A 24,182-nucleotide genomic window follows, 5' to 3' on the forward strand; every position below is an offset into this window, starting at 1 on the left:
ACAACTTCAAGCCCGCTGGGCGGCCGAGGACGAAACGGCCGCCGGACGGACCGGCCGAACCGCCGTTCCCCCTGTTGAGGAGCCGCTCGTGTCCACGCCAGCCTCTGCCCCCGCACCTGCCGCGACGCCCGCCGTACCCGCCCTGGTCGAGCCGACGAAGGTCAGGGCGGCGGACGGATCGGTACGGCAGGTCTCCGTACCGCCGATCGCGCCGCCCGTCCGGCGCGGATCGCTCGCCGAGATTCCCTTCGACAACGCCCGCGAGGCCCCGGGCGACGCCGTCCTCAGTCGCAAGCAGCCGGACGGCAGCTGGCAGGACGTGACGGCCGAACAGTTCGCCGGCGAGGTGCTCGCCGTCGCCAAGGGCCTGATCGCGGAGGGCCTGCGGGCCGGCGACCGGATCGCGATCATGGCCCGTACGACGTACGAATGGACGCTGCTCGACTTCGCGGGCTGGGCCGCCGGACTCGTCACCGTCCCCATCTACCCCACGTCGTCCGCCTTCCAGGCCCGCTGGATCCTCCAGGACTCGGGCGCCGTCGCCTGCGCCGTGGAGACGGCGGACGAGGGCCGGCTGATCAGCCAGGAACGCAAGCAGCTCGGCGATCTCGCCCACCTGTGGCAGTTCGACACCGGCGCACTCGGCCGGCTGAAGGCGCTCGGCAGGGACGTCCCCGACGAGGCGGTCGCCGCCCGCCGGGCCACCCTGGAACCGGAGACACCCGCCACCCTCATCTACACCTCGGGCACCACCGGACGCCCCAAGGGCTGCGTCCTGACTCACGGCAACTTCTTCGCCGAGGTCGACAACGCCATCGAACTCCTCCACCCCGTCTTCAAATCGGTCAGCAAGGAACCGGCCTCGACCCTCCTCTTCCTGCCCCTGTCGCACGTCTTCGGGCGGATGGTCGCGATCGGCTGTCTGCGCGCCCGGGTCCGGCTCGGTCACGCCCCGTCCATCCGGACCGAGGACCTCCTCGCCGACCTGGCGGGCTTCCGTCCCTCGTTCCTGCTGGCCATCCCGTACGTACTGGAGAAGGTCTACAACACCGGCCGGGCCACCGCCGAGAAGATGGGCCGCGCCTCGTCGTTCGACCGCGCCGCGAGGATTGCCCAGCGGTACGGACAGGCCGTCGAGGCCGCCGAACACGGCACCGGACCCGGACCGGGCTGGGGCCTGCGGGCCGCCCGGGCCCTGTACGACCCGCTGGTCTACCGCCGCATCCGGGCGGCCCTCGGCGGACACGTCCGGTACGCGATCTGCGGCGGCTCCCCGCTGGGGCGCCGGCTCGCATCCTTCTACGCGGGCGCGGGCATCGAGATCTTCGAGGGGTACGGGCTGACGGAGACCACCGCCGCCGCCACCGTCACCCCACCGCTCAAACCGCGCCTCGGCACGGTCGGCTGGCCGCTGCCGGGCACCGCCGTGCGGATCGCGGACGACGGCGAGGTGCTGCTCAGCGGCGGGCAGGTGTTCCGCGGCTACTGGGACACCGAACGCGGCGCGCCCGTCCCCGCGCTGGACGGCGGCTGGTTCGCCACCGGCGACCTGGGCGCCCTCGACGAGGACGGCTACCTCACCATCACCGGCCGCAAGAAGGAAATCATCATGACGACGGGCGGCAAGAACGTCGCCCCGGCGCCGCTGGAGGACTGGCTGCGCGCCCACCCGCTGGTCAGCCAGTGCATGGTGGTCGGCGACAACCGCCCGTTCATCACCGCCCTGGTCACCCTGGAGCCTGACGGGCTCCTGCACTGGCGGCAGATGCGCAAGAAGCAGGACGTGCCGATGCGGGAACTGGTGGCGGACGAGGAGCTGCGCGGTGCGCTCCAGCGCGCGGTCGACGAGGCCAACCGCCTGGTCTCGCGCGCCGAGTCGATCCGCAAATTCGTCGTGCTGCCGGTGGACTTCACGGAGGAGGGCGGACATCTGACGCCGTCGTTGAAGCTGAAGCGGGATGCGATCCTGCGGGACTTCGAGGCGGAGATCGAGGCGCTGTACCGGAGGTAGGCGGACGATCCCGGCGGGGCGGACCGGGCAGGCCGGGCGGCCGGGCAGGCCGGGTCGGGACGAGGCGGAGCGGCTGCGAGGGCCCGGCGGGGTACCGAGCCCGACGACGCGTGGCTGCCATGGAATTCGTTGAGAAACCTGCGTGAGCGTGACCGGGAATGCCACCGTGACGGCCTTCGGCAGGGGCGTGGGCGACCGTGCGGGACGGTTGTGGGTGAGGCCCCCGCCGCTCCCGGACGGCCCGCCCGGACGTCCCTTCATGACCTTTCCAGATGGCCGCTGAGCTGGGCTTTTGTGCCGTTCAGCCCTACCGTTTCCCCATCGTGGAAGGGGATCCGATGGACCGGAACATACGCACGATCGACGACGTCCTGAAGCTGATGGACGGCCTGTTCGCGCCGGAGGCCGATCGCTGGACGGCGGACGGGGCCGGCTGGTGGGACGGGTTCTACGGCGACCGCTCGAAGCCGGTGCCGTTCTTCGTGGCGAAGCCGGACGAGAACCTGGTCTCGTACCTCGACCGGTCCTTGATCACGCCGGGCCGGGCGCTCGACCTCGGGTGCGGTCCGGGCCGTAACGCTCTCCATCTCGCCTCTCTGGGCTTCCAGGTGGACGCCGTCGACCTCTCCCCGGCAGCCATCTCCTGGGCCGAGGAGCGCGCCCGTGAGGCCGGTGCCGACATCCGGTTCCGCTGTGGTGACGCCTTCGTCCTCACCGAGGCCGAGTCGGGCGGCCCGTACGACCTGATTCATGACTCCGGCTGCTTCCACCACCTGCCGCCGCACCGTCGCATCAGCTATCTCGCCCTGCTCGACCGTGTCCTCGCCCCCGGCGGCCACCTCGCCCTCACCTGCTTCGCAGCCGGAGGGATGGGCTCCGAACTCTCCGACGCGGAGTTCTACCGCCAGTCCGGCCTCCACGGCGGACTCGCCTACACGCCGGAGTCCCTGCGCCGGATCTTCTCCGACCTGACGGAGGTCGAACTGCGCCGCATGCATGACGAGCCGCCCGAGTCGCCGTACTTCGGCGAGCCGTTCCTGTGGACGGCCCTGTTCCGCCGCGACGCGCAGACATCGGCAGGTGGGTCACCCACGGTGTGACGGAGCCGGAGTCAGAGCACGCAGAACTCGTTGCCCTCCGGGTCGGCCATCTCCACGTGATCGGGGCGGCCGTCCATGTCGTGCTCGCGCACCACGGTCGCGCCGGCGGCGGTCAGGCGCGCGACCGTCTCGGTCACGCGCGGCCACCGCACCTCCCACGGGGTCTCGCGGCCGCCGCCGGCCTGTACGTCCAGGTGCACGCGGTTCTTCGCCACCTTCGGCTCCGGCACCTTCAGGAAGGACAGTGTCGGCCCCACCCCGTCCGGATCGGACAGGTAGGCGCCGTCGTCCCACTCCTCCTCCGGGATGCCGTGGTGGGCGAACCACTCCTCCCAGCTCCCGAAACCGGCGGGCGGAGGCTTCGGCACGTAGCCGAGGGCGAGCGCCCAGAATTCCGCCAGCCTGGCCGGGTGCGCGCAGTCGAGCGTCACGGTCCACCTGGTCGACATGGTTCCTCCTGGGTTCGGGGCGATGAAGGGGACCGTATCGCGCGCCTCTGACACCCGGGCGGCGCCGGCCTCGCGCCGGGCGTGATCTCGATCGACCGAGGGCGGTACCGGTTTCGACTGCCGGCCACGGCTGTCCGGCCACCACCCCGGGCGATGGATCCGCTGTTCTCCCCTTCCTCTTGTCTGATGCACCGTCAGGTACGACGATGGCACCCGCCTCGAAAAATGACGGAACGTCAGATCCGGTCGGGGCGGACACGGAGGAAGGGAGGCGACCCGGTGCCGATACTGCCCGCCGGGCGGCTGTCGTACGGGATGCAGCTCCCGGTCCAGTCGCAGAGCACCATCTATACGGAAGCGTGGGAGGCCTCGGCCGGGCCCGGTGATCTCGCCGAGATCGCCCGCACCGCCGACCGCACCGGCTTCGCCTATCTGGCGAGCTGCGACCACGTCGCGATCCCTCGGCGGCTCGCCGAGGTCATGAGCACCGTCTGGTACGACCCGGTGGCCACCCTCGCCTTCCTTGCGGGGATCACCGAACGCGTTCTGCTGATGAGCCATGTCGCCGTCGTCGGGCTGCGCCACCCGCTCGCCACCGCGAAGCAGTACGCCACCCTCGACCATCTGTCCGGTGGCCGGCTGATCCTCGGGGTCGGGGCCGGGCATGTGCGGGAGGAGTTCGAGGCGCTCGGGGCGGACTTCGACGGGCGCGGCGGTGTGCTCGACGAGACCATCGACGCGCTGAAGGCCGCGCTCGGGCCGGAGGAGTACCCGGAGTTCGCCGGGGAACGGTTCTCGTTCAGCGGGCTGGGGCAGCGGCCGCGGCCCGCGCAGGAGCGGGTGCCCGTCTGGGTGGGCGGTTCCTCGCCCGCCGCCGTGCGCCGGGCCGCGCTGCGCGGGGACGGCTGGCTGCCGCAGGGGGATCCCAGGGACCGGCTGCCGCAGCAGATCGCGGGCGTGCGGGCGTTGCGCGAGGAGGCCGGTATCGAGGAGCCACTGGTCGTCGGTGCCATCACCGAGCCGCTGTACGTGGGGGAGCCGGCGTGGGCCGTGGGGCGGCGCACGCTCAGCGGGAAGCCGGAGGCCCTTGCCGAGTCGCTGCGCGCGTACGGGGCGATGGGCGTGCACCAGATCCAGGTGCGGTTCCGTAGCCGTAGCCGTAGCGAACTGACCGATCAGATGGCGGCGTTCGCCGCCGATGTCGCTCCATACCTCGACCAGCAGTAGGGAGTAGGGACATGGGCAAGCTGGATGGGCGCACCGTTCTCATCAGCGGCGCGGCGCGCGGGCAGGGCGAGCAGGAGGCGCGGCTCTTCGTCGCCGAGGGCGCCCGGGTGGTGATCGCCGATGTGCTCGACGACCAGGGGGAGGCCCTGGCGAAGGAGCTGGGGGAGGGGGTCGCCCGGTTCGTGCATCTCGATGTGAGCCGCGAGGAGGAGTGGCAGCGCGCCGTGGCCGCCGCCAAGGACGCCTTCGGGAGGATCGACGGTCTGGTCAACAACGCGGGGATCCTGCGGTTCAACGAGCTGGTGTCCACGCCTCTGGAGGAGTTTCAGCAGGTCGTGCAGGTCAACCAGGTCGGCGCCTTCCTGGGGATCAAGAACGTCGCGCCCGAGATCGAGGCCGCGGGCGGCGGGACCATCGTCAACACCGCCTCGTACACGGGGCTCACCGGGATGGCCTTCGTGGGGGCGTACGCGGCGACCAAGCATGCCGTGCTGGGGCTGACCCGGGTCGCGGCGGTCGAGCTCGCGGCGAAGGGGATACGGGTCAATGCCGTCTGCCCCGGGGCCGTGGACACCGCCATGACCAATCCGGCCGCGCTGGACCCGGCCGCGGACCCGGAGGAGTCCAGGGCGGCGGTGGCCGGGCTCTACAAGAAGCTCGTGCCCCTCGGGCGGATCGGGAAACCGGAGGAGGTGGCGGCCCTGGCGCTCTTCCTGACCTCGGACGACTCCTCGTACATCACCGGGCAGCCGTTCGTCATCGACGGCGGGTGGCTGGCAGGTGTCAGCCTTTTCTGAGGGCGTCAATATCTGACGGGACGTCAGCTATTGACGGGTCGGACCGTCGGTGGAACAGTCGGTCGCATCACAATCTGACGATGTGTCAGAAATGATTGAGGACGGTGAACCCCCTTGGAATTCGGGCTGTTTGTACAGGGGTACGTACCCGCCGCGCGCGCCGAGGTCGACCCCGAGGCGGAGCACAAGGCGCTGATCGAGGAGACCGAGTACGTCATCCAGGCGGACAAGTCCGGCTTCAAGTACGCCTGGGCCTCCGAGCACCACTTCCTGGAGGAGTACTCGCATCTCTCGGCCAACGACGTGTACCTGGGATACCTCGCGCACGCCACCGAACGGATCCACCTCGGCTCCGGCATCTTCAACCCCCTCGCCCCCGTCAACCACCCCGTGAAGGTGGCCGAGAAGGTCGCCATGCTCGACCATCTGTCGGAGGGGAGATTCGAGTTCGGCTCGGGGCGCGGGGCCGGCAGCCACGAGATCCTCGGGTTCATGCCGGGCATCACCGACATGAACCACACCAAGGAACTCTGGGAAGAGACCATCGCCGAGTTCCCCAAGATGTGGCTCCAGGACGAGTACGTCGGCTTCCAGGGCAAGCACTGGTCGCTGCCGCCCCGCAAGATCCTGCCGAAGCCGTACGGGAAGTCGCACCCGGCGATGTGGTACGCGGCCGGGTCGCCGTCCTCGTACGCCATGGCCGCCAAGAAGGGGCTCGGCGTACTGGGGTTCAGCGTGCAGAAGGTCTCCGACATGGAGTGGGTCGTCGATTCGTACAAGACGGCCGTCAAGGACGCGGAGCCGGTCGGTGACTTCGTCAACGACAACGTCATGGTGACGTCGACGGCCATATGTGCCGAGACGCACGCCGAGGCCGTGGAGATCGCGGTCGGCGGCGGGCTCAACTATCTGCAGTCGCTGCTGTTCCGCTACCACGACACGTTCCCGAGGCCCGAAGGCATTCCGGAGTGGCCGGAGCTGCTGCCGGAGTACAGCGAGGAGATCATCGAGCTGCTGATCGCCGAGGAGCTGATGATCTGCGGTGACCCGGACGAGGTGCTGCGCCAGTGCCGGCGGTGGGAGCAGGCGGGGGCGGATCAGTTGAGCTTCGGGCTGCCGATCGGGATCAGCCGTGAGGACACGATGAACTCGATCCGGCTGATCGGTGAGCATGTGATTCCGAAGATCGATACGGATCCGGTGCACCGGACGACGCGGTTCCGCACGGCGGCGTAGGCGGGGGGCTGCCCCCGGATCCCCGCTCCTCGATCGCCGGAGGGGCTTGAGCTGGAGCGGCGTCTTCCCGGACCGCCGCTCCGCGAGCCGGGGTGCGTACCGCGGTCGTACGCACCCCGGCTGCATCCCGTACAGATCAGAAGGGAACCCGACATGCTCGACCACCTCATCCGCGGAGCGACCGTCGTGGACGGCACCGGTGCTCCCTCGTACGTCGCCGACCTCGGCATCCGCGACGGGCGCATCGCCGTCATCGCCGAGCCCGGCAACCTCACCGAGGAGGCCGTGACCTCGGAGGACGCCACCGGACTCGTGCTCGCCCCCGGCTTCGTCGACCCCCACACCCACTACGACGCCCAGCTCTTCTGGGACCCGTACGCCACCCCGTCCATGAACCACGGCGTCACCACCGTCGCCGGTGGGAACTGCGGGTTCACCCTCGCCCCGCTCCACCCCGACCGGCCCGACGACGCCGACTACACCCGCCGCATGATGTCCAAGGTCGAAGGGATGGCCCTCAAGGCCCTGGAGGAAGGCGTCGACTGGTCCTGGTCCACCTTCCGCGAATACCTCGACGCCCTCGAAGGGCGGATCGCCGTCAACGCCGGGTTCATGGTCGGCCACTGCGCCCTGCGCCGGCACGTCATGGGCGCCGACGCGGTCGGCGGACAGCCCGGGCCCGCCCAGCTCGACGCGATGCTGCGGCTCCTCCACGACGCCATGGACGCCGGGGCATGGGGGCTCTCCACCACCCGGTCCGCCACCCACTCCGACGGCGACGGCAAGCCCGTCGCCTCCCGGCACGCACTGCCCGAAGAGCTCCTCGCTCTCTCCCGCGCCGTCGGCGAACACGAGGGCACCCAGCTCGAAGCGATTGTCGCGGGCTGCCTCGACCAGTTCTCCGACGACGAGATCGACCTCCTCGTCGACATGACCGCCGCCGCCGGCCGCCCCCTCAACTGGAACGTCCTCACCGTCGACGCAGCCGTCCCCGAACGCGTACCGCGCCAGCTCGTCCCCAGCGAACGCGCCCGCCGGGCGGGCGGCCGGATCGTCGCCCTCACCATGCCGATCCTCACCCCCATGAACATGTCGCTCGGCACCTTCTGCGCCCTCAACCTCATCCCCGGCTGGGGCGAGATCCTCTCCCTCCCCGTCCCCGAACGGATCGAGCGGCTCCGCGACGCCTCCACCCGCGCCGAGATGCTCCGCCGCGCCGACAGCAAGGAGGCCGGTGTCTTCCGGCGCCTCGCCGACTTCGGCCGGTACGTCATCGGAGACACGTACAGCGCGGCGAACGAAGGCATCGGCGGGCGCGTCGTACGCGACATCGCCGCCGAGCGCGGCCAGGACCCGTTCCACTGCCTCGTGGAGATCTGCGCCGCCGACGAGCTGCGTACGGTGCTGTGGCCCATGCCCACCGACAACGACCCGGACTCGTGGGCGCTGCGGCAGCAGACCTGGCAGCACGAGGACGTCCTGCTCGGCGGTTCCGACGCGGGCGCCCATCTGGACCGGATGTGCGGCGCCCCGTACACCACCCGCTTCCTCGGTGACTGCCTGCGCGGCCGGCAACTCGTCCCCCTCGAACAGGCCGTCAGGATGCTCAGCGACGACCCCGCCCAGCTCTTCGGGCTGCGCGACCGGGGCAGGATCCAGGAAGGCTTCCACGCCGACCTCGTCCTCTTCGACCCCGAGCGCATCGACGCCGGGCCCGCCACCCTCGTACACGATCTGCCCGGCGACAGTCCACGCCTCGACTCCAAGGCCATCGGCATCGTGTCGGTCCGCGTCAACGGCGTCGAGACGCTGCGCGACGACAAGGTGACCGGCGCGGTCCCCGGCACGGTGCTCCGCTCCGGCCGCGACACCCGGACGGTGAGCACGCAATGACCACCGCACCCCAACGCCTCTTCATCGGCGGAGAGTGGACCGAACCCGACCACGGCCACTACGAGGTGATCAACCCGGCCACGGAACAGGCGGTCGGTCTCGCACCCGAGGCGAGCCGCGAGCAGGTGTACGCGGCGGCCGCCGCGGCCCGCGAGGCCTTCCCCGCATGGTCCCGCACCCGCCCCGAGGAGCGGGCCGCGATCCTCGACCGCGCAGCCGACCTGATGCACCGCGACTTCGCCGCCAACGCCGCACTCGCCCGGGCGGAGAGCGGCGCGACGACGGGAACGGCCCGGTCCATGCAGGTCGCCGTCGGCGCGGCCCGCTTCCGGCGGTACGCGAGGGGCGCCCTGGAGCCGGTCGAGGAGGCGATCGCGCCGCAGATCAACGAGGCCGGTCCGATGGGCCGGGCCGGTGTCTTCGGCGCGGTCGCCGTACGCCAGCCGGTCGGCGTCGTCACCTGCATCACCTCGTACAACAATCCGTGGGCCAACCCGGCCGGCAAGGTCGCCCCCGCGCTCGCCATGGGCAACACGGTCGTCGTGAAGCCCGCCCCGCAGGACCCGCTCTCCGTCTACCGGATGGCCGAGGCCCTCGCCGAGGCGGGCGTGCCGCCGGGTGTCGTCAACGTCGTCACGGGTTCGGGCCCCGAGGCCGGAGAGGCGGCCGTCGACTCACCGGACGTCGACATGGTCAGCTTCACCGGCTCCACGTCCGTCGGACAGCGCATCGCCGAGGTGTGCGGGCGAGGGATGAAGCGGCAGTTGATGGAGCTGGGCGGCAAGGGCGCCGCGGTCGTCCTCGACGATGCCGACCTGGACGCGGCGGTGGCGGGCATCGGCACGACGTTCTCCTTCTACAGCGGACAGATCTGTACGGCTCCGACGCGCGTCCTCGTCCAGCGCGCCGGCCACGACGCGCTGATCGAGAAGCTCGTCGCCTATGCGGGTCGTCTGGCGGTCGGCGACCCGGCGGCGCCGGGCACGGTCGTCGGGCCGGTCATCTCCGCCGCCCACCGCGACCGCATCGAGTCGTACGTCGAGCTCGGCCGGAAGGAGGGGGCGCGGGTGGTCACGGGCGGTGAGCGGCCCTCCCACGTCGACCGCGGCTTCTACGTCGCGCCGACGCTCCTCGCCGGCTGCACCAACGACATGCGTGTCGTCCGGGAGGAGATCTTCGGCCCGGTCGTCGTGGTCGTCCCCTTCGACGACGAGGAGGAAGGCATCGCACTCGCCAACGACAGCGACTACGGGCTGATCGACTACGTGTGGTCCGGGGACGTGGCCCGGGCCTTCCGGGTGGCGCGGCGGCTGCGCGCCGGCGGGGTCGGGGTGAACACGATCGGCCGGAACATGGAGGCCCCGTTCGGCGGGTTCAAGAGGAGCGGAGTCGGGCGCGACGTCGGCTCGTACGCGCTGCACGCGTACAGCGAACTGCAGGGGATCGTCTGGCCGGGCTGAGCATCGACGCGGCGCGGCCGTCCGTTATGCGGACGGGTGCGGGAAAATTTTGAACCGGCACAAAGCGGACGGTGCTGCGGTTCTCGCACGGGATTCCGATCGAGGGTCGGCCCTCTATTGGCAGGCGCAATACTCGATTCACCTTCAATTCATGGAGTCGCAGCCGTAATTCGGTCGATGATCCAAGAGGGAAGTCTCGGAGTTCAGCCCTCCGGATGTGGATATCGCAGCGCATACCGTCCCCTGTATGACTCAGCTGGACGCGCGGCCCCGGGCCGGAGACGCGGGACGGGGCACGGCCCCGGCCGACGGCGGTGTACGCGGCAAGGGACTCGGCGGGAACTCCGTCGGCCTGATGGGCAGCGCCGTCATCGGCATCTCGACCGTCGCTCCCGTCTACTGCCTGACCTCCACCCTCGGCTCCACCGCGGGCGAGGTCGGCGTCCAGATGCCCGCTGTCTTCCTGGCCGGCTTCCTGCCGATGCTGCTGGTCGCGTTTGCGTACCGCGAACTCAACAAGGTCATGCCGGACTGCGGCACCTCCTTCACCTGGACGGTGAAGGCGTTCGGCCCGCGCATCGGCTGGATGTGCGGCTGGGGCCTGGTCATCGCGACGATCATCGTCCTGTCGAACCTGGCAGGCGTGGCGACCTCGTACTTCTGGCTGCTCGTCGGCGAGATCACCGGCAGTGGATCGATCGCCGCCCTGGACGACAGCAAGCCCGTCCACATCCTCACCTGTCTCCTCCTGATCGCGGCCGCCACCGCGATCAGTTACCGCGGGATGACCACCACGAAGGGCATCCAGTACGCGCTGGTGGGACTCCAACTCGTGGTCCTCGCCCTGTTCGTGGCGATGGCGGTACAGAAGGGAGCTAGCGGCGACTTCGCGACGCCGGTCGACTTCTCGTGGTCGTGGCTGAACCCGTTCGCCGTGAAGTCCTTCGCGGCCTTCACCGCCGGCCTGTCCCTCTCGATCTTCATGTTCTGGGGCTGGGACACCTGTCTGACCGCCAATGAGGAGACGACCGGCAGCGAGAAGACGCCGGGGCGCGCCGCCCTCATCGCGATGGTCGTCCTGGTCGGCTCCTACCTGGCGACCGGCGTCGCCGCCCAGATGGCCGTCGGCTCCGGCACCACCGGTCTCGGCCTGGCCGACCCGGACACCTCCGACAACGTCTTCGCCGCACTGGCCGGCCCGATCATGGGCCCCGGCCTCGGCATCCTGCTGTTCGTCGCCGTCCTCGCCTCGGCCGCCGCGAGCCTTCAGACCACCTTCATCCCGGTGGCCCGTACGGTGCTGGCGATGTCCACGTACGAGGCCCTGCCCGACTCGTACGCGCGGGTGCACCCGCGCTTCAAGACGCCCGGGAAGGCGACGGTCACGGCGGGTGTCGCGACCGGCGTCTTCTACACGGTCATGACCCTGGTCAGCGAGCACGTCCTGGTCGACACGATCTACGCGCTCGGCCTCATGATCTGCTTCTACTACGCGCTGACGGCGTTCGCCTGCGCCTGGTACTTCCGCACCGAACTCACCCGTTCCGCCCGGGACCTGGTCTTCAAGGGCCTCTTCCCGATCGTCGGCGGCATCCTGCTCACCGCGGTGTTCTCCAAGACCCTCTACGACATGTGGGACCCGGCCTACGGCTCCGGCTCGTCGGTCCTCGGCGTCGGCTCGGTGTTCGTGATCGGCGTCGGGCTGCTGCTGCTCGGCGTGGTCCTGATGCTGGTGATGCAGCGCAGGAGCCCTTCGTTCTTCCGCGGCGAGGTGCTGACGAAGGAGACTCCGGCGTTGGTCGTCGAGGACTGAGAGGCTGCCCGCCGGCGCATACGGCGCGGGCGGGCGGTTCTCAGGCAGCCGTGCGCCAGTAACCCAGCGCGTTCACCCGCTCCTTGGCGACGGCCAGTTCTTTGCGTACGTACGTGGCCAGCGAGCGCGTCGTCGCCGTGTCGCAGGCGATCCAGATGTACGCCTCCGAAGGGTCGCCGAGCAGCGCGGGCAGCGCGGCCCTCACCTCTTCCACCAGGTGGGCGCCCGCCTCGCGGCGCGGGACCCTGTGCAGGGTGTGGCAGTCCGGGTCCAGCCGGAACGGCAGTTCCTCGTCGGAGTCGTGCGTCGTCTCGAACCAGATCGTCGCAGGGGTCCGCGGGACCGCGTCCAGCAGGGAGTTGATCGCGGGCAGGGAGGCCGGGTCGCCGATCACGAAGAGGCGGGCGGGCCGTGTCTCGGGCAGGGTGAAGCCGGTGCCCTGGAGCGTCGCCTCGATCGTGTCGCCGGGCTGAGCCTTTCGTGCCCAGTCGCTCGCGGTGCCCTCGTGCAGGGCGAATTCGAGACTGAACGTCCCGGCGGCCGGGTCCGGGTCGACCAGGGTGTAGGCGCGCTGGTGCGGTTTGCCCGCCTGCTCGAACCAGATCCTGACCCACATCGTCGGGTGTGCGCCGCCGGTCGCGGCGAGCAGGCCGCCGTCGGTCAGGTGCACCCGGCGGAAGTCGTCGGTGACCTGTTCGGCCCCGGTCACGGTGAACTCGAAGTCCCTCCCGCGCATCAGCTTGAGGACGACGCCCTCCCAGCCGTGCCCCACAACTGTCTCCTCCCCGGGGAACCATCTCGGATCGCTTTTAGGTTAGGCTAACCTAAATTTTGGGGGCTGAGGCGACGAGCGAGGGCGGGAACGGCATGCGCAACGAGGTCTACCGGGACGACTGGGGCATACCCCATCTGCGAGCGGCCGGTGTCTGCGAACTCGCCCATGCCCAGGGGCGCAACGTCGCCCTGGACCGCGCCTGGCAGATCGAGGTCGAACGGCACCGGGTACAGGGCACGACGGCTGCCTTCCTCGGTGCGGAGGCCGTGGAGTGGGACCGGTTCGCCCGCCGGGCCCGGCTGGACGACACCGCCCGCCGCTGCTTCGAACGCCTCGCTCCGGAGACCGCCGACTGGGTGCGGGCGTACGTCGACGGCGTCAACGCGGGACTGGGCGAAGGAGCGCGAGAGGCGCCCGAGTTCGCCGCTGTCGGCCTCGCCCCGGGCACCTGGCAGCCGTGGACCCCGCTGGGTGTCTGGCTCGCCACCCATATCCTGTTCGCGGGCTTCCCCACCAAGCTCTGGCGTGAGGAGGTCGCCCGCCGGCTGGGCGACGACGCGATCGAACTCTTCGCCACCGACGGTCCCGGCACCTCCGGCAGCAACGGCTGGCTCGTCACCGCCGAGCGCACCGCCACCGGGGCGGCGATCATCGCGGGCGACCCGCACCGGTTCATCGAGGACCCCGGCGTCTACCAGCAGATCCGGCTCGCCTGCCCCGAGTTCGACGTGGTGGGCCTCGCCGTACCCGGCGTTCCCGGCATCGCGCACTTCGGGCACACCGGGGAGGTCGCCTGGGCGATCACCAACGCCATGGCCGACTACCAGGACCTCTACCGGGAACGGCTGCGGCGTACGCCGGCCGGTGGGGTGCAGGCGCTCGGCCCCGACGGCTGGGAGCCGGCCGCCGCCCACACCGAGACCATCGAGGTGGCGGGCGCCGCCCCCGTGACCGTCGAGGTCGTCGAGACCGGCCGCGGCCCGGTGATCATCGGTGGCCCGGACACCGGAGAGGAAGCCGTCAGCCTCCGCCACCCGCCCCGCGTCACCGGTGAACTCGGCTTCGACGCCCTGCCCGCGCTGCTCCGCGCCCGCACGGTCGCCGACCTCGACGTCGCCCTGGACCGCTGGGTGGAGCCCGTCAATGTGGTCCTGGCGGCGGACACGGAGGGCGCGACGCTGCACCGGGTCGCCGGACACGTGCCGCTGCGCCCGCACACGAACCGGCTGCGCACCGTGCCCGCCTGGGACGCCGCGTACGCCTGGCGGAGCGACCACGCACCGATGGCGCGCGCGGACGTCCACGGCACGGCGGTGATGGCCAACCAGCGGGGGATCGCCGCCCCGCTCGGCGTCGAGTTCGCGCCCCCGCACCGCGCCGACCGGATACAGGAACTGCTCGACGAGTCCGCCCGCTGGACCGCCAAGGACATGGCGGCTCTCCACATGGACACCCATCTCGCCTCGGCCGGGGCCCTGTTGAGGCTGCTGGAAGAGGTGGCGGGGCTCGACGGCCCGGAGGCCGTACGGCAGCGCGACCGGCTGCTGCGCTGGGACCGGAGGATGGACGCCGACAGCACGGACGCCACGCTGTACGCGGCGCTGCGCGCCGAGGTCGTGCACCGGCTGGCGGCCCACCCGGCGCTCGCTCCGCTGCACGGTTCGGCGCACTTGGATCCGTACCCGGAACTGTTCCACCCGTGGCTGGCGACGGTGCCGAGGATCGCGTACGCCCTGGAGGGCCTGCTGACGGGGGAGGACGGGCTGCTGACGCACGCGGAACGGGTGGCGGTGGTCGCGGGCGCGATGGAAGGCGTCGCCGGCGCGGAAGTGAGACGTCCCTGGGGCGAGTTGCACCGGCTCTCGTCCTGGCAGGCGCTGCCCGGCACCGGCTCCGACCCCGACGAGAGCCGGCCGGGGCTCGCGGGCGACCACGACTGTGTGCTGTCCACGTCCAGCGTCCCCGGCGTCACCGACCGCAGCGCCCGCGGCCCCGCCGCCCGCTACGTGTGGGACCTGGCGCGGCGCGAGGACAGCCTCTGGGTGGTCCCCTTCGGGGCGTCCGGAGTCGCCGGAGGTGCGCACCACTGTGATCAACTGCCGCTGTGGGTACGGGGGGAGCTCGTCCCCGTCGTCACGGACTGGAATCTGCTGCACCGAGAAGAGGAGAGACTTGACGTGAGTGCCGGGACAGGCGCCGGGGCGAGAGCCGAGTCCGCCGTGTTCGAACGGAAGGTCGACGGCTTCGGCACCGTATCCCTCGTCCCCGTCGACCCGGCCCGCGACCTCGACGTGCTCCACGCCTGGGTCACCGAGGACCGCGCCCGCTTCTGGGGCATGGGCGGGTACAGCCGCGAACAGGTGCTGGAGACCTATGAGTTCCTGGACTCGCTCACCACGCACCACGCCTACCTCGCGTACCGCGGCGGCGTCCCGGTCGCGCTCTTCCAGACGTACGAGCCGGACGCCGACCCGCTCGGCGAGTGCTACGACGTACAGCCCGGCGACCACGGTGTCCACCTGCTGATCGGGCCCGCCGGCCCCGCCGGACCCGAACCGGGCTTCACCGGTGCGCTGTTCTCCGTGCTCATCGAGTACGTCTTCAGCGACCCCGCTCATCTGCGGGTCGTCGTCGAGCCCGACGCCCGCAACGCGAAGGGGGTCGCCCGGATGGTCCGGGCCGGTTTCGAGCTGGGCCCGGAGATCGACAAGCCGGAGAAGCGGGCCCGGCTCGCGTTCCTGAGCCGGACGGCTGCCACGGGGGCGTAGAGGCGTAGGGGGTCGACGGGCTGCCGGCCGGCCCACCCCGCCCGAAACGGGTGCCGGGCCCGCGCCGGCGGGACGCCCTCGGGCAACATGCGCTCAGGGCCCGCGCCGGCGGGCCGCCCGTCAGGCCCGCACTCCGGCCTCCTCGACGATGTGCTTGTCCAGCGCGGCGCGCACCAGAGCCGCTGCGAGCACGGCCGGGCCGCGGTCGTCGACCTGCTCCGCCAGCCGTGCGAGCTCTGCGGGCGAGGCGGGCAGCCCGAGTTTCTCGGCGCCCTGAAGAGCCTTCGCGTCCAGGAACGGTGCCGTCTCCGGCCACACGGCCTGCACTTCGCGCACGAAGATGTCCGCACCGGCCGGGCCCATGCCCGGGGTTCTGCGCAGCCCGGCCCGCAGGATGTCCAGGTCGCCGTCGGCCTCCTTGCGCAGCCGCCGCAGATCACCGCCGTACTCGACCAGCAGGAGCTGTGCACCGTCGCCGAGCTGGGTGGCGGTGCGTTCGTCGTAGCGCTGGTAGCCGCCCTCGCCCAGCGCGTCGACGCGCTGCTGCCATGTCGACCCGATCATCCGTTCCGGCGACCGCATGCCGTGGTCGAACAGCGCGCGTGCCGCCGCCACCGCCGCGGACGCCCGGATGCGGGCGCTCAGCAGATCGCTGAGTACGAGGAGTTGGTACAGCGACTGCGGTGTGTTCCGCAGCTGGATGCCGGCCTCGGCGGCATAGGTGGTGCCGTAGCGGCTGAGAAGGAACTCCATGGTCCTGCGGGCGGTCATGAAGGCCCGCCTCCTTCCTCGGCGGCGACCTGCTGCAGAGTGCGCCCCGTACGGGCCGAACGTGCCCGGTAGGGGTCGGGTGTGCCCGGCCCGTCATGGGTGGCGCGCCCGTCCCTGGCCTTGATCAGCAGCCATATCTCCTCGCCCGGGGCATCGCTCCCACCGCCTCCCTTGAAGCGGGTGAGGGCGAACTCGCCGTGCAGCTTGGTGCCGTCGAGCCAGAAGGTCGCGTGCCCGTCCTCCAGGGACTGCTCGAACGGCACAGGTGCGCCCCAGCGGTCGTGACTGAGCGGCCGGTAGGTGCCCTGGTCCCAGACGATCACCGTGCCGCCGCCGTACTCCCCCTTCGCGATGACTCCCTCGAACGTGCGGTACTCCAGCGGGTGGTCCTCCGTAGGGACGGCCAACCGCTTCTCGCGCGGGTTCTCCGAAGGGCCGCGCGGCACCGCCCATGACTTCAGTACGCCGTCGACCTCCAGGCGGAAGTCGAAGTGCATGCGCCGCGCCTGGTGGATCTGGACGACGAAGCAGGGTGCCGTACCCGTCCGCCCGTCGTCGCCGCGTGGCTCCGCAGTCGCGTCGAAGTGCCGTTTGCCGCGGTAGTCCCGGAGCCGGTCGTCGTTTTCGCCGGTCATGTCCGGACACCTCCTCCCGGCAGGCCCGCCCGGTGTCCCCCTTCCACTGTGTCGCGCCCGGCGGTGAAGCGCACAGGGACGGCGTGGGCCGGCACGTGCATGTATGTTGACATCAAGTATCTTGACATCGAGATGAATCTCCCGCAGGCTCCTCTCTTGACTCATTGATCTCTTGATGTCGAGGCATATCCGAGAGGGCATTCGATGCGGCGCGGCAACGGGAGCGGGGAACCGGAGACCCGGAAGGGCCGGCAGGGTCTGCCGGCCCGGCTGCGCAATCCGCCGGGCGGCCGCAACGCGCGGGTCATGCTGCTCGCCCTGGCCCTGGACCGGACCGGCTCCGGGCTGTGGGCCGCGTCCTCGGTCCTGTATCTCACCTTCGTGACGCAACTGAGCGCCCAACAGATCGGCGTGCTGCTGGGCGTGGCCGGAGTGGCGGGCATCGCCGGCTCACCGCTGGCCGGACGCCTGGCCGGCCGCTTCCCGGTGCGCCGGCTGCTGATCGGCTGCCACCTGCTCCGTCTGGTGACGCTCGTCCTGGTGCTGGTGTGCACCGGCTTCGAGGCGCTGCTGCCCGTCATCGCCGTCACATACCTGGGCGACAGGGCGGCGAAGATGCTGGAGATGCTGTTCGCCACCAGGACGGCGGGCGAGCGGCGCGTGGCCTACCAGGCGCTGTCCCGCAGCGTGGCCAACGGGGGATATGCCCTCGGCGCGGGGATTGCGGCCATCGGCCTGGCCGTGGGGACCACCGACGCCTACCGGGCCCTGATCCTGGGCAACGCGCTGTCCTTCGTCATCGCCGCGGCGCTGGTATGGCGCACGAGCGAGCCGCGGGACAAGGCCATCGAGGTGGCACGGTCCGACGGCTCGGCGGCCGAGGCCCCGGCCGGGAAGCAGCCGCCCGTCCGCAGGGCCACCCCGTGGCGCGACCGCGGTTATCTCAGGTTCGTGCTGCTGGACATCCCGATGAACCTCGACGACTCCATCCTCAACGTCGGCCTGCCGCTGTGGCTGGTGAACCACACCTCGGCGCCGCACGCCCTCGCCCCGGCCTTCCTGATCACCAACACCGTGACGGTCGTGGTGCTGCAGATCAGCGTGTCGGCGCGAGCCGAGGGTCCGCGCCGGGCCACCCGGGCGGTACTGCTGTACGGGGCCATGATGTTCGTGTGCTGTGCGTTCCTGGCAGCGGCCACCCGGGGCGGGACCTGGGCGGCCACTGCCGCCCTGCTCGCCGCGGCGCTGGTGGTCACCCTGGCGGAGCTGATGCGCTCGGTGAGTTCCTGGGAGCTGGCGGTCCTCCTCGCGCCCCAGGACGCCCGCGCCGCGTATCTGGGGGTGGCGGGGATGTCCCAGTCCATCCAGAAGTCCGCCGGGCCACCGCTGCTGACCGGCGCGGTGATGGCCGCCGGACCCGCGGGCTGGCTGGTGCTGGGTGCGCTGGTCGCGGGCCTCTCGGTGGTCCAACGACGAGCCTGCACGCGAAGGCTTCGTACTCTCGCGCCGCCTGTCCTGAATCGGACCGCCCCCGCGCCGACCCCTGAGGCCTGTCCGGCGGATCAGGGTCGGACAGACCCTACCCGCCCAGGAACACGGGATTGGTGAGCGCCGCCGGCGCTCCCGGCAGCCCCGGCACGGTCGACGGGTGGCGGATCTCGGCGCGGACATAAGCGGCGTACGCCGGAGTCGTACGCCACTCGACCGTGCCCGAGCCCGACTCCGGCAGCGCTGTGGTGAACAGCGTGCCCTGGTCCGTGACGAAGTGGACGGTGCAGCCGGGAGCCCCGGTCACCTCCAGCCGTACGGTGACCGGGCTGTCCGCGTCGGCCCGCAGCCGCTCACCGATGCCCGTGTGTCCGCCGCGCCCGCCCGAGGCGCCGAAGGAGAGGCTGACGGCGGACGACTCGGCGATGTACGAGTGCCCGGACCGGATGCCCGCGACGATCGCGTCGCGCGAGAGTTCCTCGGCGAGGACGACGGTCTGCGGCAGCCCCACCTTGTCCGGCTCGCGGTGCGCGTCGCTGTTGCCCATCGCCGGGACCCAGGGTTTCGACGCGCGGACGGCCGCCACGAGGGAGTTGTCCCACTCGGCGAGCGCGATCTCGTCCTCCGGGGTGTACGGCCCGTTCCACACCTCCACCGCGTCCGCCTCGCCGAAGCCGAACTTCCAGTGGCAGCCGATGCAGGTGGCGTGCGGATGGGCGGGGACGACCAGGCCACCCGCCCGGCGGACGGCCTTCGCGTAGTGCCCGAAGCGGTTGTCGCGGGCCCGGTAGCGCCAGTCGACGAAGGTGCCCGGGTCCGTGGCGAGCGCGATCACATGACCGTTGCGGGTGGTGATCTCCTCACCCGTCAGGATGAGGAGGTCGTCGCCCCACAGCCCCTGCCACGCGCTGTGCGCGGTGTGGGTGTTGTGCTCGCTGCTGTTGATGAAGTCGAGCCCGGCGGCGCGCGCGGCGGTGGCGATCTCGGCGGGGGTGCGCTTGCCGTCCGAATGGACGGAGTGCAGATGGCAGTCGCCGCGGTACCAGGCGCGGCCCCGGCCCTTGGCGCGCTCGGGCGGGTACCCGGGCGCCGGCGTGGTGCCGGGCTCGCCGAAGCGGAGGGTGATCGTCACCTCGTACGGGAGCCCTTCGGGCGCGACGGTGTACGGGCCCAGCGCGATGTTCCAGGTCCCGGCCCGTACCGGACCCGCGACATAACCGGGTGTCGCCTCGTCCGCCCGGATGAAGAAGCCGGCACGCGCCCCGCCGGACCAGCCACGGAATCCGCGCCCGCCCAGTTCCGTGCCGCGCTCGTCGAAGATGCCGATGTCCAGGGCGTTGCCCTGGGTGCCGGCCGGGACGGGCGTCTTCTCGTACGTGTACGAGACGGCGATCTCCCGTACCCCGCGCGGCACTTCGACGGGCAGGTAGACGAAGTCGGGCGACCCGGTCGGCAGGGTGCCGCGCACGGTCTTCGTCAGATCGGCCTGGTCCGTACCGCCACCCTTGCCGTTGTCCTCGCCGGGCGCGGCGTTCGCGAAGCTCACAGTGGACAACGTTAGGGCGGTGGCGGCGGTCCCGACGAGAAGGCCGCGCCTGCCGAGCGGGCCGTTCTGCGGGGTGTGCGATCCGGTCATGCGAGTGACTCCCCGGGTGTCGTGAGTGACGAGGGTGACGGACCCGAACCCTGCTATGGGGCCATGAACTCACGGCAAACGGAAGAAGGTTGACGGACAGGAACCGGAACCCGAGGGGCCCTGGGCGTCCTGACCGGCACCGCATAGGTTGGGGCCAGACGACGACGGAGGTGCCCTCGCATGCGGATCGCCACAACGATCTTCCTCACCGACGAGACGATCACGCCGGTACGGCTCGCGCGCGAACTCGAACAGCGCGGATTCGCCGGGCTCTATCTGCCCGAGCACACCCACATCCCGGTGACCAGGGACACCCCCTACCCGGCGGGCGGCGAACTTCCGCCCGAGTACGGCCGCACCCTCGACCCGTTCGTCGCCCTCGGCCAGGCCGCCGCGGTCACGGAACGCCTCACGCTCGGCACCGGCATCACGCTGATCGCCCAGCACGACCCGATCGACCTGGCGAAGCAGATCGCCACGCTCGACCATCTCTCCGGCGGCCGGTTCACGCTCGGCCTCGGCTTCGGGTGGAACGTCGAGGAGGCCGCGGACCACGGGGTGACCTGGTCGACGCGGCGGGAGCTGGGCCGCGACCGGATGGCGCTGATGCGCGCCCTGTGGGCGGACGAACCCACCGCGTACGAGGGCGAGTTCGGATCGGTTCGGGCCAGTCGTGCGTACCCGAAGCCGGTCCAGAAATCGCGCGGCCCGGTGTCCGGTCCGCGCACCCTGATCGGCGGCGCGGCCGGCCCCAAGCTGTTCGCCCACATCGCGGAGTACGCGGACGGCTGGCTGCCGATCGGCGGCCGGGGGCTCACGGAGTCGGTGCCCGTGCTGCGCGCGGCCTGGGAGTCGGCGGGCCGCGACCCGGAGCAGCTCCAGGTGGTGCCGTACGCGGTGCTGCCGAGCGCGGGGAAGCTGGCGCACTACGCGGAGCTGGGCATCGAGGAGGTCGTGCTGCAGCTGCCCCCGGCGGGGGAGGCGGAGGTACTGCGCACGCTGGACGACTACGCGCAGTACCTGTGACCTCGGTAGGCCTGCACGGACGACCTCCACTTCGACGCTCATGGCGGGGAGGGAGTTGTCGGTTGTCGACGCCGTCGGGCGGTTGCTGCCTCACCGCCGCCGCACGGGCCACGCGAGCGGCTCGGCCACCAGCAGCGCGACCGAGGCGGTCGCCCGCTGACCGGGCAGGGGAAGCGTCAGCGGTACGTATGCAGAAGGAGGCGCCCCACCGGTGGTGGGGCGCCTTTTCGCGTCAGGTCGGTGAGGCCGGACCAGCGTTCGCCCATGGTGACGGGATGGGTCCCATGGCTTACAGCAGCCCCGGAGCAGGTTGCCGCCCGGAAGCGGCACTCGACCCAAGTGCAACCCTCGGGTTGCGATTGGAGGATCGATGTGCAACTCTGGGGTTGCATTCAATGGCGGCGATGAAGGAGTCCCCTCATGAGCGAACAACGGATCGAGCGCGAAACCCTGATCGCGGCATCCCTGGAGCGGGTCTGGTCGCTGGTGACCGAACCCGGGTTCTGGGTGGCGGACCCGGCGAGCCTCCACGGCACCGTGGCCGAAGAAGGCGAGTCGGTGCTGGCGAAGAACGCCGAGTACGGCGACTTCCCGGTGCGCGTGGAGAAGGTCGAGCCGCCGACGTACGTGGCGTACCGCTGGGCCAGCGCGTTCCCCGGGGAAGAACTGCGCGAGGACAACAGCACCCTCGTGGAGTTCACGTTGACTCCGGAAGGCGACAAGACCAGGCTCCGCGTCGTCGAGAGCGGTTTCGAGGCGCTGGCCGGGTCCGAGGAGCTGCGCACCCAGGCACTGAAGGACAACAGCGGCGGCTGGCCACAGGTGTTCGACGCGCTCAAGACGCGCGCCGAACAGTCATCCGTGTGACGGACGAACGCCGCAGCCCTGGCGAAGCGGTCGACAGCGTTCTCGGCGCGCTGGCCGACCCGATGCGACGTCAACTGCTCGATCTGCTCGCCGCGCAGGGCGAGGTCAGCGCGACGACGCTCGCCGAACGAGTGCCCGTGTCGCGGCAGGCGGTGGTCAAGCACCTCGCCGTCCTGGACGCCGCCGGACTGGTCTCCGGCAGACGGGTCGGGCGCGAGGTGCGGTACGCGGTGCGGCCCGCGGCGCTGGACGCGACGGCGCGGTGGATGGCCGCGCTCGCGGCCGACTGGGATCGGCGCTTGGCGCACATCAAGCGCGTCGCTGAGGCGGCGGAGCGGGACTCGCGCCAGTAGCGCGGCGCGGCGTGCGCCGGACAGGCCGGATCGGCGCCGGTCACGGCGGATGGGGGGCGGCGGTCACGCGTGACGACGGGGCCGTCGGCCCGGTCACGCGTGACCGGGCCGACGGCCGCCGCTGGGTCAGGGCAGCACCAGGATCGCGTCGCCGACCGGGCGCTCGCCCGCCGCGTCGGACGGGTGGTTGATCATCTTGTCGCCGACGACCATCGTCGTCGAGCCACCGCCGTCCAGGTTGACGGCGCTCTCCATGCCGAGGGAGTCGGCCACCGCGGCGCTCTCCGCGATGGACAGGCCGAGGCTGTCGACCGCGCGGCCGTCGACCGTGGCCAGCATGATCCGGCCGTGCCCGTCCACGCCGGCGATCGTGCGCGGGTTCCGCTTGGCCGCCCAGCCGTAGTAGAAGCTCGGGTCGCCGGGCCGGACCATGCCGTCGGCCTGCGGCGTCACATGGGGACGGCCGTCGCGGACGAGTTCCGGGCCACCGTTGACGGCCATCTGCGGTACGTGGGCCGGTCGGCCCCGCTGGTCGGTCAGGTGGCCGCTGACGGCGAGGCGGGCGCCCAGGGGGGCCATCGCGCGCAGGGCGGCTGCCTGGGTACCGGTGCCCTGGACCGAGCGGGCGCCGGCCGGGAGCGCACCGCCACGGGGCTCGCGGACCTCGGTCACCCGGCCCTGCCGGTCGAGGACGGCTTCCACGCCGGGGCCGGACGGGGTGCCGGTGCCGTAGTCCGCGGTGAAGGCGACGAGTTCGTCGGTGTCCGTGCAGGTCGTGTCGTGGAGCGGGTGGCTGGTGGGCCGGTCGTCGTGGGTGCCGCCGCAGTTGCGGATGAGGCCGGGGACGCGGTTGATTCCGTCGAGCGCCAGCGCGGTGCCGCCCCTGCTGACCTTGCCGGTCCAGCTGTACCGGTCGACGGCGGCGTGCTGCGCGTCGGCGGTGAACGTGAACACCGGCCGGCCGTTGGTGGACTCGCTCAGCAGCCTTCCGTCGTAGACACCCAGACCTGCCGGGTCGCCGGGCGCGCCGGCGGCGGGGTCGAGCACGAAGAACCCGGCGTTGACTCCCGCAGTCGCGTTCCGGGCCCGGGCGAGCACGCTGGTGGTCTCGCGCCGCTCGATGTCCGGCCCGAAGTCGCCGACGAGGTCGCCGCGGAACTTCTTGGGGTCGATGGTGAGCACCTGAACGCGCCACGGACCGCGGTCGGTCGAGGCGCCGTCCCACCCGGTGAAGACGGCGGAGGCGGTGAAACCCGCGGCCCGCACCCGTGCGAGGAGCGTGTTGGCGGCTGCCTTGTCGGTGTCCAGCCCGATCCGCACCCGGAAGCCGAGGCTGCCGCCGGCGAAGTCGGCCACGGCAGGGGTCGTGACCTCCTCGACGCGAGCGGCGAATCCCTTGCCGGACAGGGCGCCGGCGAGAGCGTCGGCATGCGCCCGGTCGGCCACGGCGGTGGGCGGCGCGTCGGGGTCGGGGTCGTTGCCGCCACCGGGGACGGCGACCTCGACGGTCCAGCCGTCGGCCGGATCGGACTCGCCGCGAACGATCGTGGTCAGGGTGACGCCCGGCTGGAGCGTCTCGACAGTACGTGTCTCGGGAAGGCCGCGCGGGCCGAGCGGCAGCCCGTGGTCCCGATCGGCGGCCGCCGTCGGCCCGCCGACGGTCCCGGCCACGAGGGCTATCGCTGCTACGACTGCGAACTTCCTGGGTCCGAACCGCATATGACACCTCGTCCTTGATCCGTGATGGCGGCCTCACCTAAACACGGGAGCCCATGGCCCGGTAAGCCCTTTCCGGGATCGGATGCGCTTCGAGCCGGGTCCGGTCCGCGACGGTTCCGGCAACGGTCCCGTCCTCGGTCGCCCGCCGCGCCGGACGG

19 protein-coding genes are annotated in these 24,182 nt (G+C 71.4%); 13 read left to right on the forward strand and 6 right to left on the reverse strand.

What is annotated here, in order from left to right; all coding sequences use genetic code 11:
* Nucleotides 1–88 precede the first annotated feature (88 nt).
* Both OHA88_RS26735 and OHA88_RS26740 read left to right on the forward strand, forming a co-directional pair.
* Complete coding sequence (locus OHA88_RS26735) at nt 89–2,011, forward strand: AMP-dependent synthetase/ligase (RefSeq protein ID WP_328627356.1); 1,923 nt, start codon at nt 89–91, stop codon at nt 2,009–2,011.
* 338 nt (nt 2,012–2,349) lie between these two features.
* Nucleotides 2,350–3,111 carry a class I SAM-dependent methyltransferase gene (locus OHA88_RS26740; RefSeq protein WP_328627357.1) on the forward strand — a complete coding sequence of 254 codons (762 nt, stop codon included), beginning with the start codon at nt 2,350–2,352 and terminating at the stop codon, nt 3,109–3,111.
* A gap of 11 nt (nt 3,112–3,122) precedes the next feature.
* Here the strand turns inward: OHA88_RS26740 and OHA88_RS26745 are convergent, their stop codons facing one another.
* On the reverse strand, nt 3,123–3,560 hold the full coding sequence (locus tag OHA88_RS26745) for a VOC family protein (RefSeq protein ID WP_328627358.1): 438 nt from the start codon (nt 3,558–3,560) through the stop codon (nt 3,123–3,125).
* Between the two features lie 279 nt (nt 3,561–3,839).
* On the opposite strand from OHA88_RS26745, the gene OHA88_RS26750 reads away from it, so the two are divergent.
* The 6 genes from OHA88_RS26750 (at nt 3,840) to OHA88_RS26775 (ending at nt 11,986) form a co-directional block, all read left to right on the forward strand.
* Nucleotides 3,840–4,787 (forward strand): LLM class F420-dependent oxidoreductase, encoded by a 948-nt coding sequence (locus tag OHA88_RS26750; protein WP_328627359.1) that lies wholly within the window; start codon nt 3,840–3,842, stop codon nt 4,785–4,787.
* An 11-nt stretch (nt 4,788–4,798) separates the two neighbouring features.
* Nucleotides 4,799–5,584, forward strand: coding sequence for an SDR family NAD(P)-dependent oxidoreductase (locus tag OHA88_RS26755; protein WP_326604366.1), 786 nt, complete (start codon nt 4,799–4,801; stop codon nt 5,582–5,584).
* Nucleotides 5,585–5,698: 114 nt separating this feature from the next.
* Nucleotides 5,699–6,820, forward strand: a complete 1,122-nt coding sequence (locus OHA88_RS26760; RefSeq protein WP_328627360.1) for an LLM class flavin-dependent oxidoreductase — start codon at nt 5,699–5,701, stop codon at nt 6,818–6,820.
* Nucleotides 6,821–6,973: 153 nt separating this feature from the next.
* Nucleotides 6,974–8,713, forward strand: coding sequence for an N-acyl-D-amino-acid deacylase family protein (locus OHA88_RS26765; RefSeq protein ID WP_328627361.1), 1,740 nt, complete (start codon nt 6,974–6,976; stop codon nt 8,711–8,713).
* Nucleotides 8,710–10,173 (forward strand): aldehyde dehydrogenase family protein, encoded by a 1,464-nt coding sequence (locus tag OHA88_RS26770; protein WP_328627362.1) that lies wholly within the window; start codon nt 8,710–8,712, stop codon nt 10,171–10,173. The genes OHA88_RS26765 and OHA88_RS26770 overlap by 4 nt, the downstream gene beginning before the upstream one ends.
* Nucleotides 10,174–10,420: 247 nt before the next feature.
* Complete coding sequence (locus tag OHA88_RS26775) at nt 10,421–11,986, forward strand: APC family permease (protein ID WP_328627363.1); 1,566 nt, start codon at nt 10,421–10,423, stop codon at nt 11,984–11,986.
* 40 nt (nt 11,987–12,026) lie between these two features.
* On the opposite strand, the gene OHA88_RS26780 is transcribed toward OHA88_RS26775, so the two are convergent.
* On the reverse strand, nt 12,027–12,758 hold the full coding sequence (locus OHA88_RS26780; protein WP_328627364.1) for a siderophore-interacting protein: 732 nt from the start codon (nt 12,756–12,758) through the stop codon (nt 12,027–12,029).
* 95 nt (nt 12,759–12,853) lie between these two features.
* On the opposite strand from OHA88_RS26780, the gene OHA88_RS26785 reads away from it, so the two are divergent.
* Complete coding sequence (locus tag OHA88_RS26785) at nt 12,854–15,529, forward strand: GNAT family N-acetyltransferase (RefSeq protein ID WP_328627365.1); 2,676 nt, start codon at nt 12,854–12,856, stop codon at nt 15,527–15,529.
* Between the two features lie 120 nt (nt 15,530–15,649).
* On the opposite strand, the gene OHA88_RS26790 is transcribed toward OHA88_RS26785, so the two are convergent.
* Both OHA88_RS26790 and OHA88_RS26795 read right to left on the reverse strand, forming a co-directional pair.
* The gene (locus OHA88_RS26790; RefSeq protein ID WP_328627366.1) at nt 15,650–16,300 is read right to left on the reverse strand and encodes an endonuclease; all 651 of its coding nucleotides are present in this window, start codon (nt 16,298–16,300) and stop codon (nt 15,650–15,652) included.
* Nucleotides 16,297–16,935 carry a DNA polymerase ligase N-terminal domain-containing protein gene (locus tag OHA88_RS26795; protein ID WP_267004623.1) on the reverse strand — a complete coding sequence of 213 codons (639 nt, stop codon included), beginning with the start codon at nt 16,933–16,935 and terminating at the stop codon, nt 16,297–16,299. Before OHA88_RS26795 ends, OHA88_RS26790 begins: the two co-directional genes overlap by 4 nt.
* A gap of 204 nt (nt 16,936–17,139) precedes the next feature.
* On the opposite strand from OHA88_RS26795, the gene OHA88_RS26800 reads away from it, so the two are divergent.
* Nucleotides 17,140–18,543 carry an MFS transporter gene (locus tag OHA88_RS26800; protein ID WP_328627367.1) on the forward strand — a complete coding sequence of 468 codons (1,404 nt, stop codon included), beginning with the start codon at nt 17,140–17,142 and terminating at the stop codon, nt 18,541–18,543.
* On the opposite strand, the gene OHA88_RS26805 is transcribed toward OHA88_RS26800, so the two are convergent.
* On the reverse strand, nt 18,515–20,059 hold the full coding sequence (locus OHA88_RS26805; protein WP_328627368.1) for a CehA/McbA family metallohydrolase: 1,545 nt from the start codon (nt 20,057–20,059) through the stop codon (nt 18,515–18,517). The genes OHA88_RS26800 and OHA88_RS26805 overlap by 29 nt on opposite strands.
* Before the next feature lie 180 nt (nt 20,060–20,239).
* Here OHA88_RS26805 and OHA88_RS26810 point away from each other — a divergent pair, with 180 nt between their 5' ends.
* The 3 genes from OHA88_RS26810 to OHA88_RS26820 all read left to right on the forward strand — a co-directional run bounded on the left by OHA88_RS26810 (nt 20,240) and on the right by OHA88_RS26820 (nt 22,305).
* A complete protein-coding gene (locus OHA88_RS26810) occupies nt 20,240–21,085 on the forward strand; it encodes an LLM class F420-dependent oxidoreductase (RefSeq protein WP_328627369.1) in 846 nt (281 codons plus the stop codon).
* A 420-nt stretch (nt 21,086–21,505) separates the two neighbouring features.
* A complete protein-coding gene (locus OHA88_RS26815; protein WP_326604354.1) occupies nt 21,506–21,952 on the forward strand; it encodes an SRPBCC domain-containing protein in 447 nt (148 codons plus the stop codon).
* Complete coding sequence (locus OHA88_RS26820) at nt 21,949–22,305, forward strand: ArsR/SmtB family transcription factor (protein WP_328627370.1); 357 nt, start codon at nt 21,949–21,951, stop codon at nt 22,303–22,305. The genes OHA88_RS26815 and OHA88_RS26820 overlap by 4 nt, the downstream gene beginning before the upstream one ends.
* A 126-nt stretch (nt 22,306–22,431) precedes the next feature.
* Here OHA88_RS26820 and OHA88_RS26825 read toward each other — a convergent pair whose 3' ends face one another.
* Entirely contained in the window at nt 22,432–24,024 is a 1,593-nt protein-coding gene (locus tag OHA88_RS26825; RefSeq protein ID WP_328627371.1) for a phosphodiester glycosidase family protein, read from the reverse strand.
* Between the last annotated feature and the right edge of the window lie 158 nt (nt 24,025–24,182).

This window comes from Streptomyces sp. NBC_00353, from assembly GCF_036108815.1.
In the GTDB taxonomy this organism is placed as follows: Bacteria; Actinomycetota; Actinomycetes; order Streptomycetales; family Streptomycetaceae; genus Streptomyces.

Coding starts and splice junctions, on each gene's coding strand:
- OHA88_RS26740 (WP_328627357.1), top strand. CDS start 2,350: ATGGACCGGAACATACGCACGATCGACGACGTCCTGAAGCTGATGGAC.
- OHA88_RS26745 (WP_328627358.1), bottom strand. CDS start 3,560: ATGTCGACCAGGTGGACCGTGACGCTCGACTGCGCGCACCCGGCCAGG.
- OHA88_RS26755 (WP_326604366.1), top strand. CDS start 4,799: ATGGGCAAGCTGGATGGGCGCACCGTTCTCATCAGCGGCGCGGCGCGC.
- OHA88_RS26765 (WP_328627361.1), top strand. CDS start 6,974: ATGCTCGACCACCTCATCCGCGGAGCGACCGTCGTGGACGGCACCGGT.
- OHA88_RS26770 (WP_328627362.1), top strand. CDS start 8,710: ATGACCACCGCACCCCAACGCCTCTTCATCGGCGGAGAGTGGACCGAA.
- OHA88_RS26775 (WP_328627363.1), top strand. CDS start 10,421: ATGACTCAGCTGGACGCGCGGCCCCGGGCCGGAGACGCGGGACGGGGC.
- OHA88_RS26785 (WP_328627365.1), top strand. CDS start 12,854: ATGCGCAACGAGGTCTACCGGGACGACTGGGGCATACCCCATCTGCGA.
- OHA88_RS26790 (WP_328627366.1), bottom strand. CDS start 16,300: ATGACCGCCCGCAGGACCATGGAGTTCCTTCTCAGCCGCTACGGCACC.
- OHA88_RS26795 (WP_267004623.1), bottom strand. CDS start 16,935: ATGACCGGCGAAAACGACGACCGGCTCCGGGACTACCGCGGCAAACGG.
- OHA88_RS26800 (WP_328627367.1), top strand. CDS start 17,140: ATGCGGCGCGGCAACGGGAGCGGGGAACCGGAGACCCGGAAGGGCCGG.
- OHA88_RS26805 (WP_328627368.1), bottom strand. CDS start 20,059: ATGACCGGATCGCACACCCCGCAGAACGGCCCGCTCGGCAGGCGCGGC.
- OHA88_RS26810 (WP_328627369.1), top strand. CDS start 20,240: ATGCGGATCGCCACAACGATCTTCCTCACCGACGAGACGATCACGCCG.
- OHA88_RS26815 (WP_326604354.1), top strand. CDS start 21,506: ATGAGCGAACAACGGATCGAGCGCGAAACCCTGATCGCGGCATCCCTG.
- OHA88_RS26825 (WP_328627371.1), bottom strand. CDS start 24,024: ATGCGGTTCGGACCCAGGAAGTTCGCAGTCGTAGCAGCGATAGCCCTC.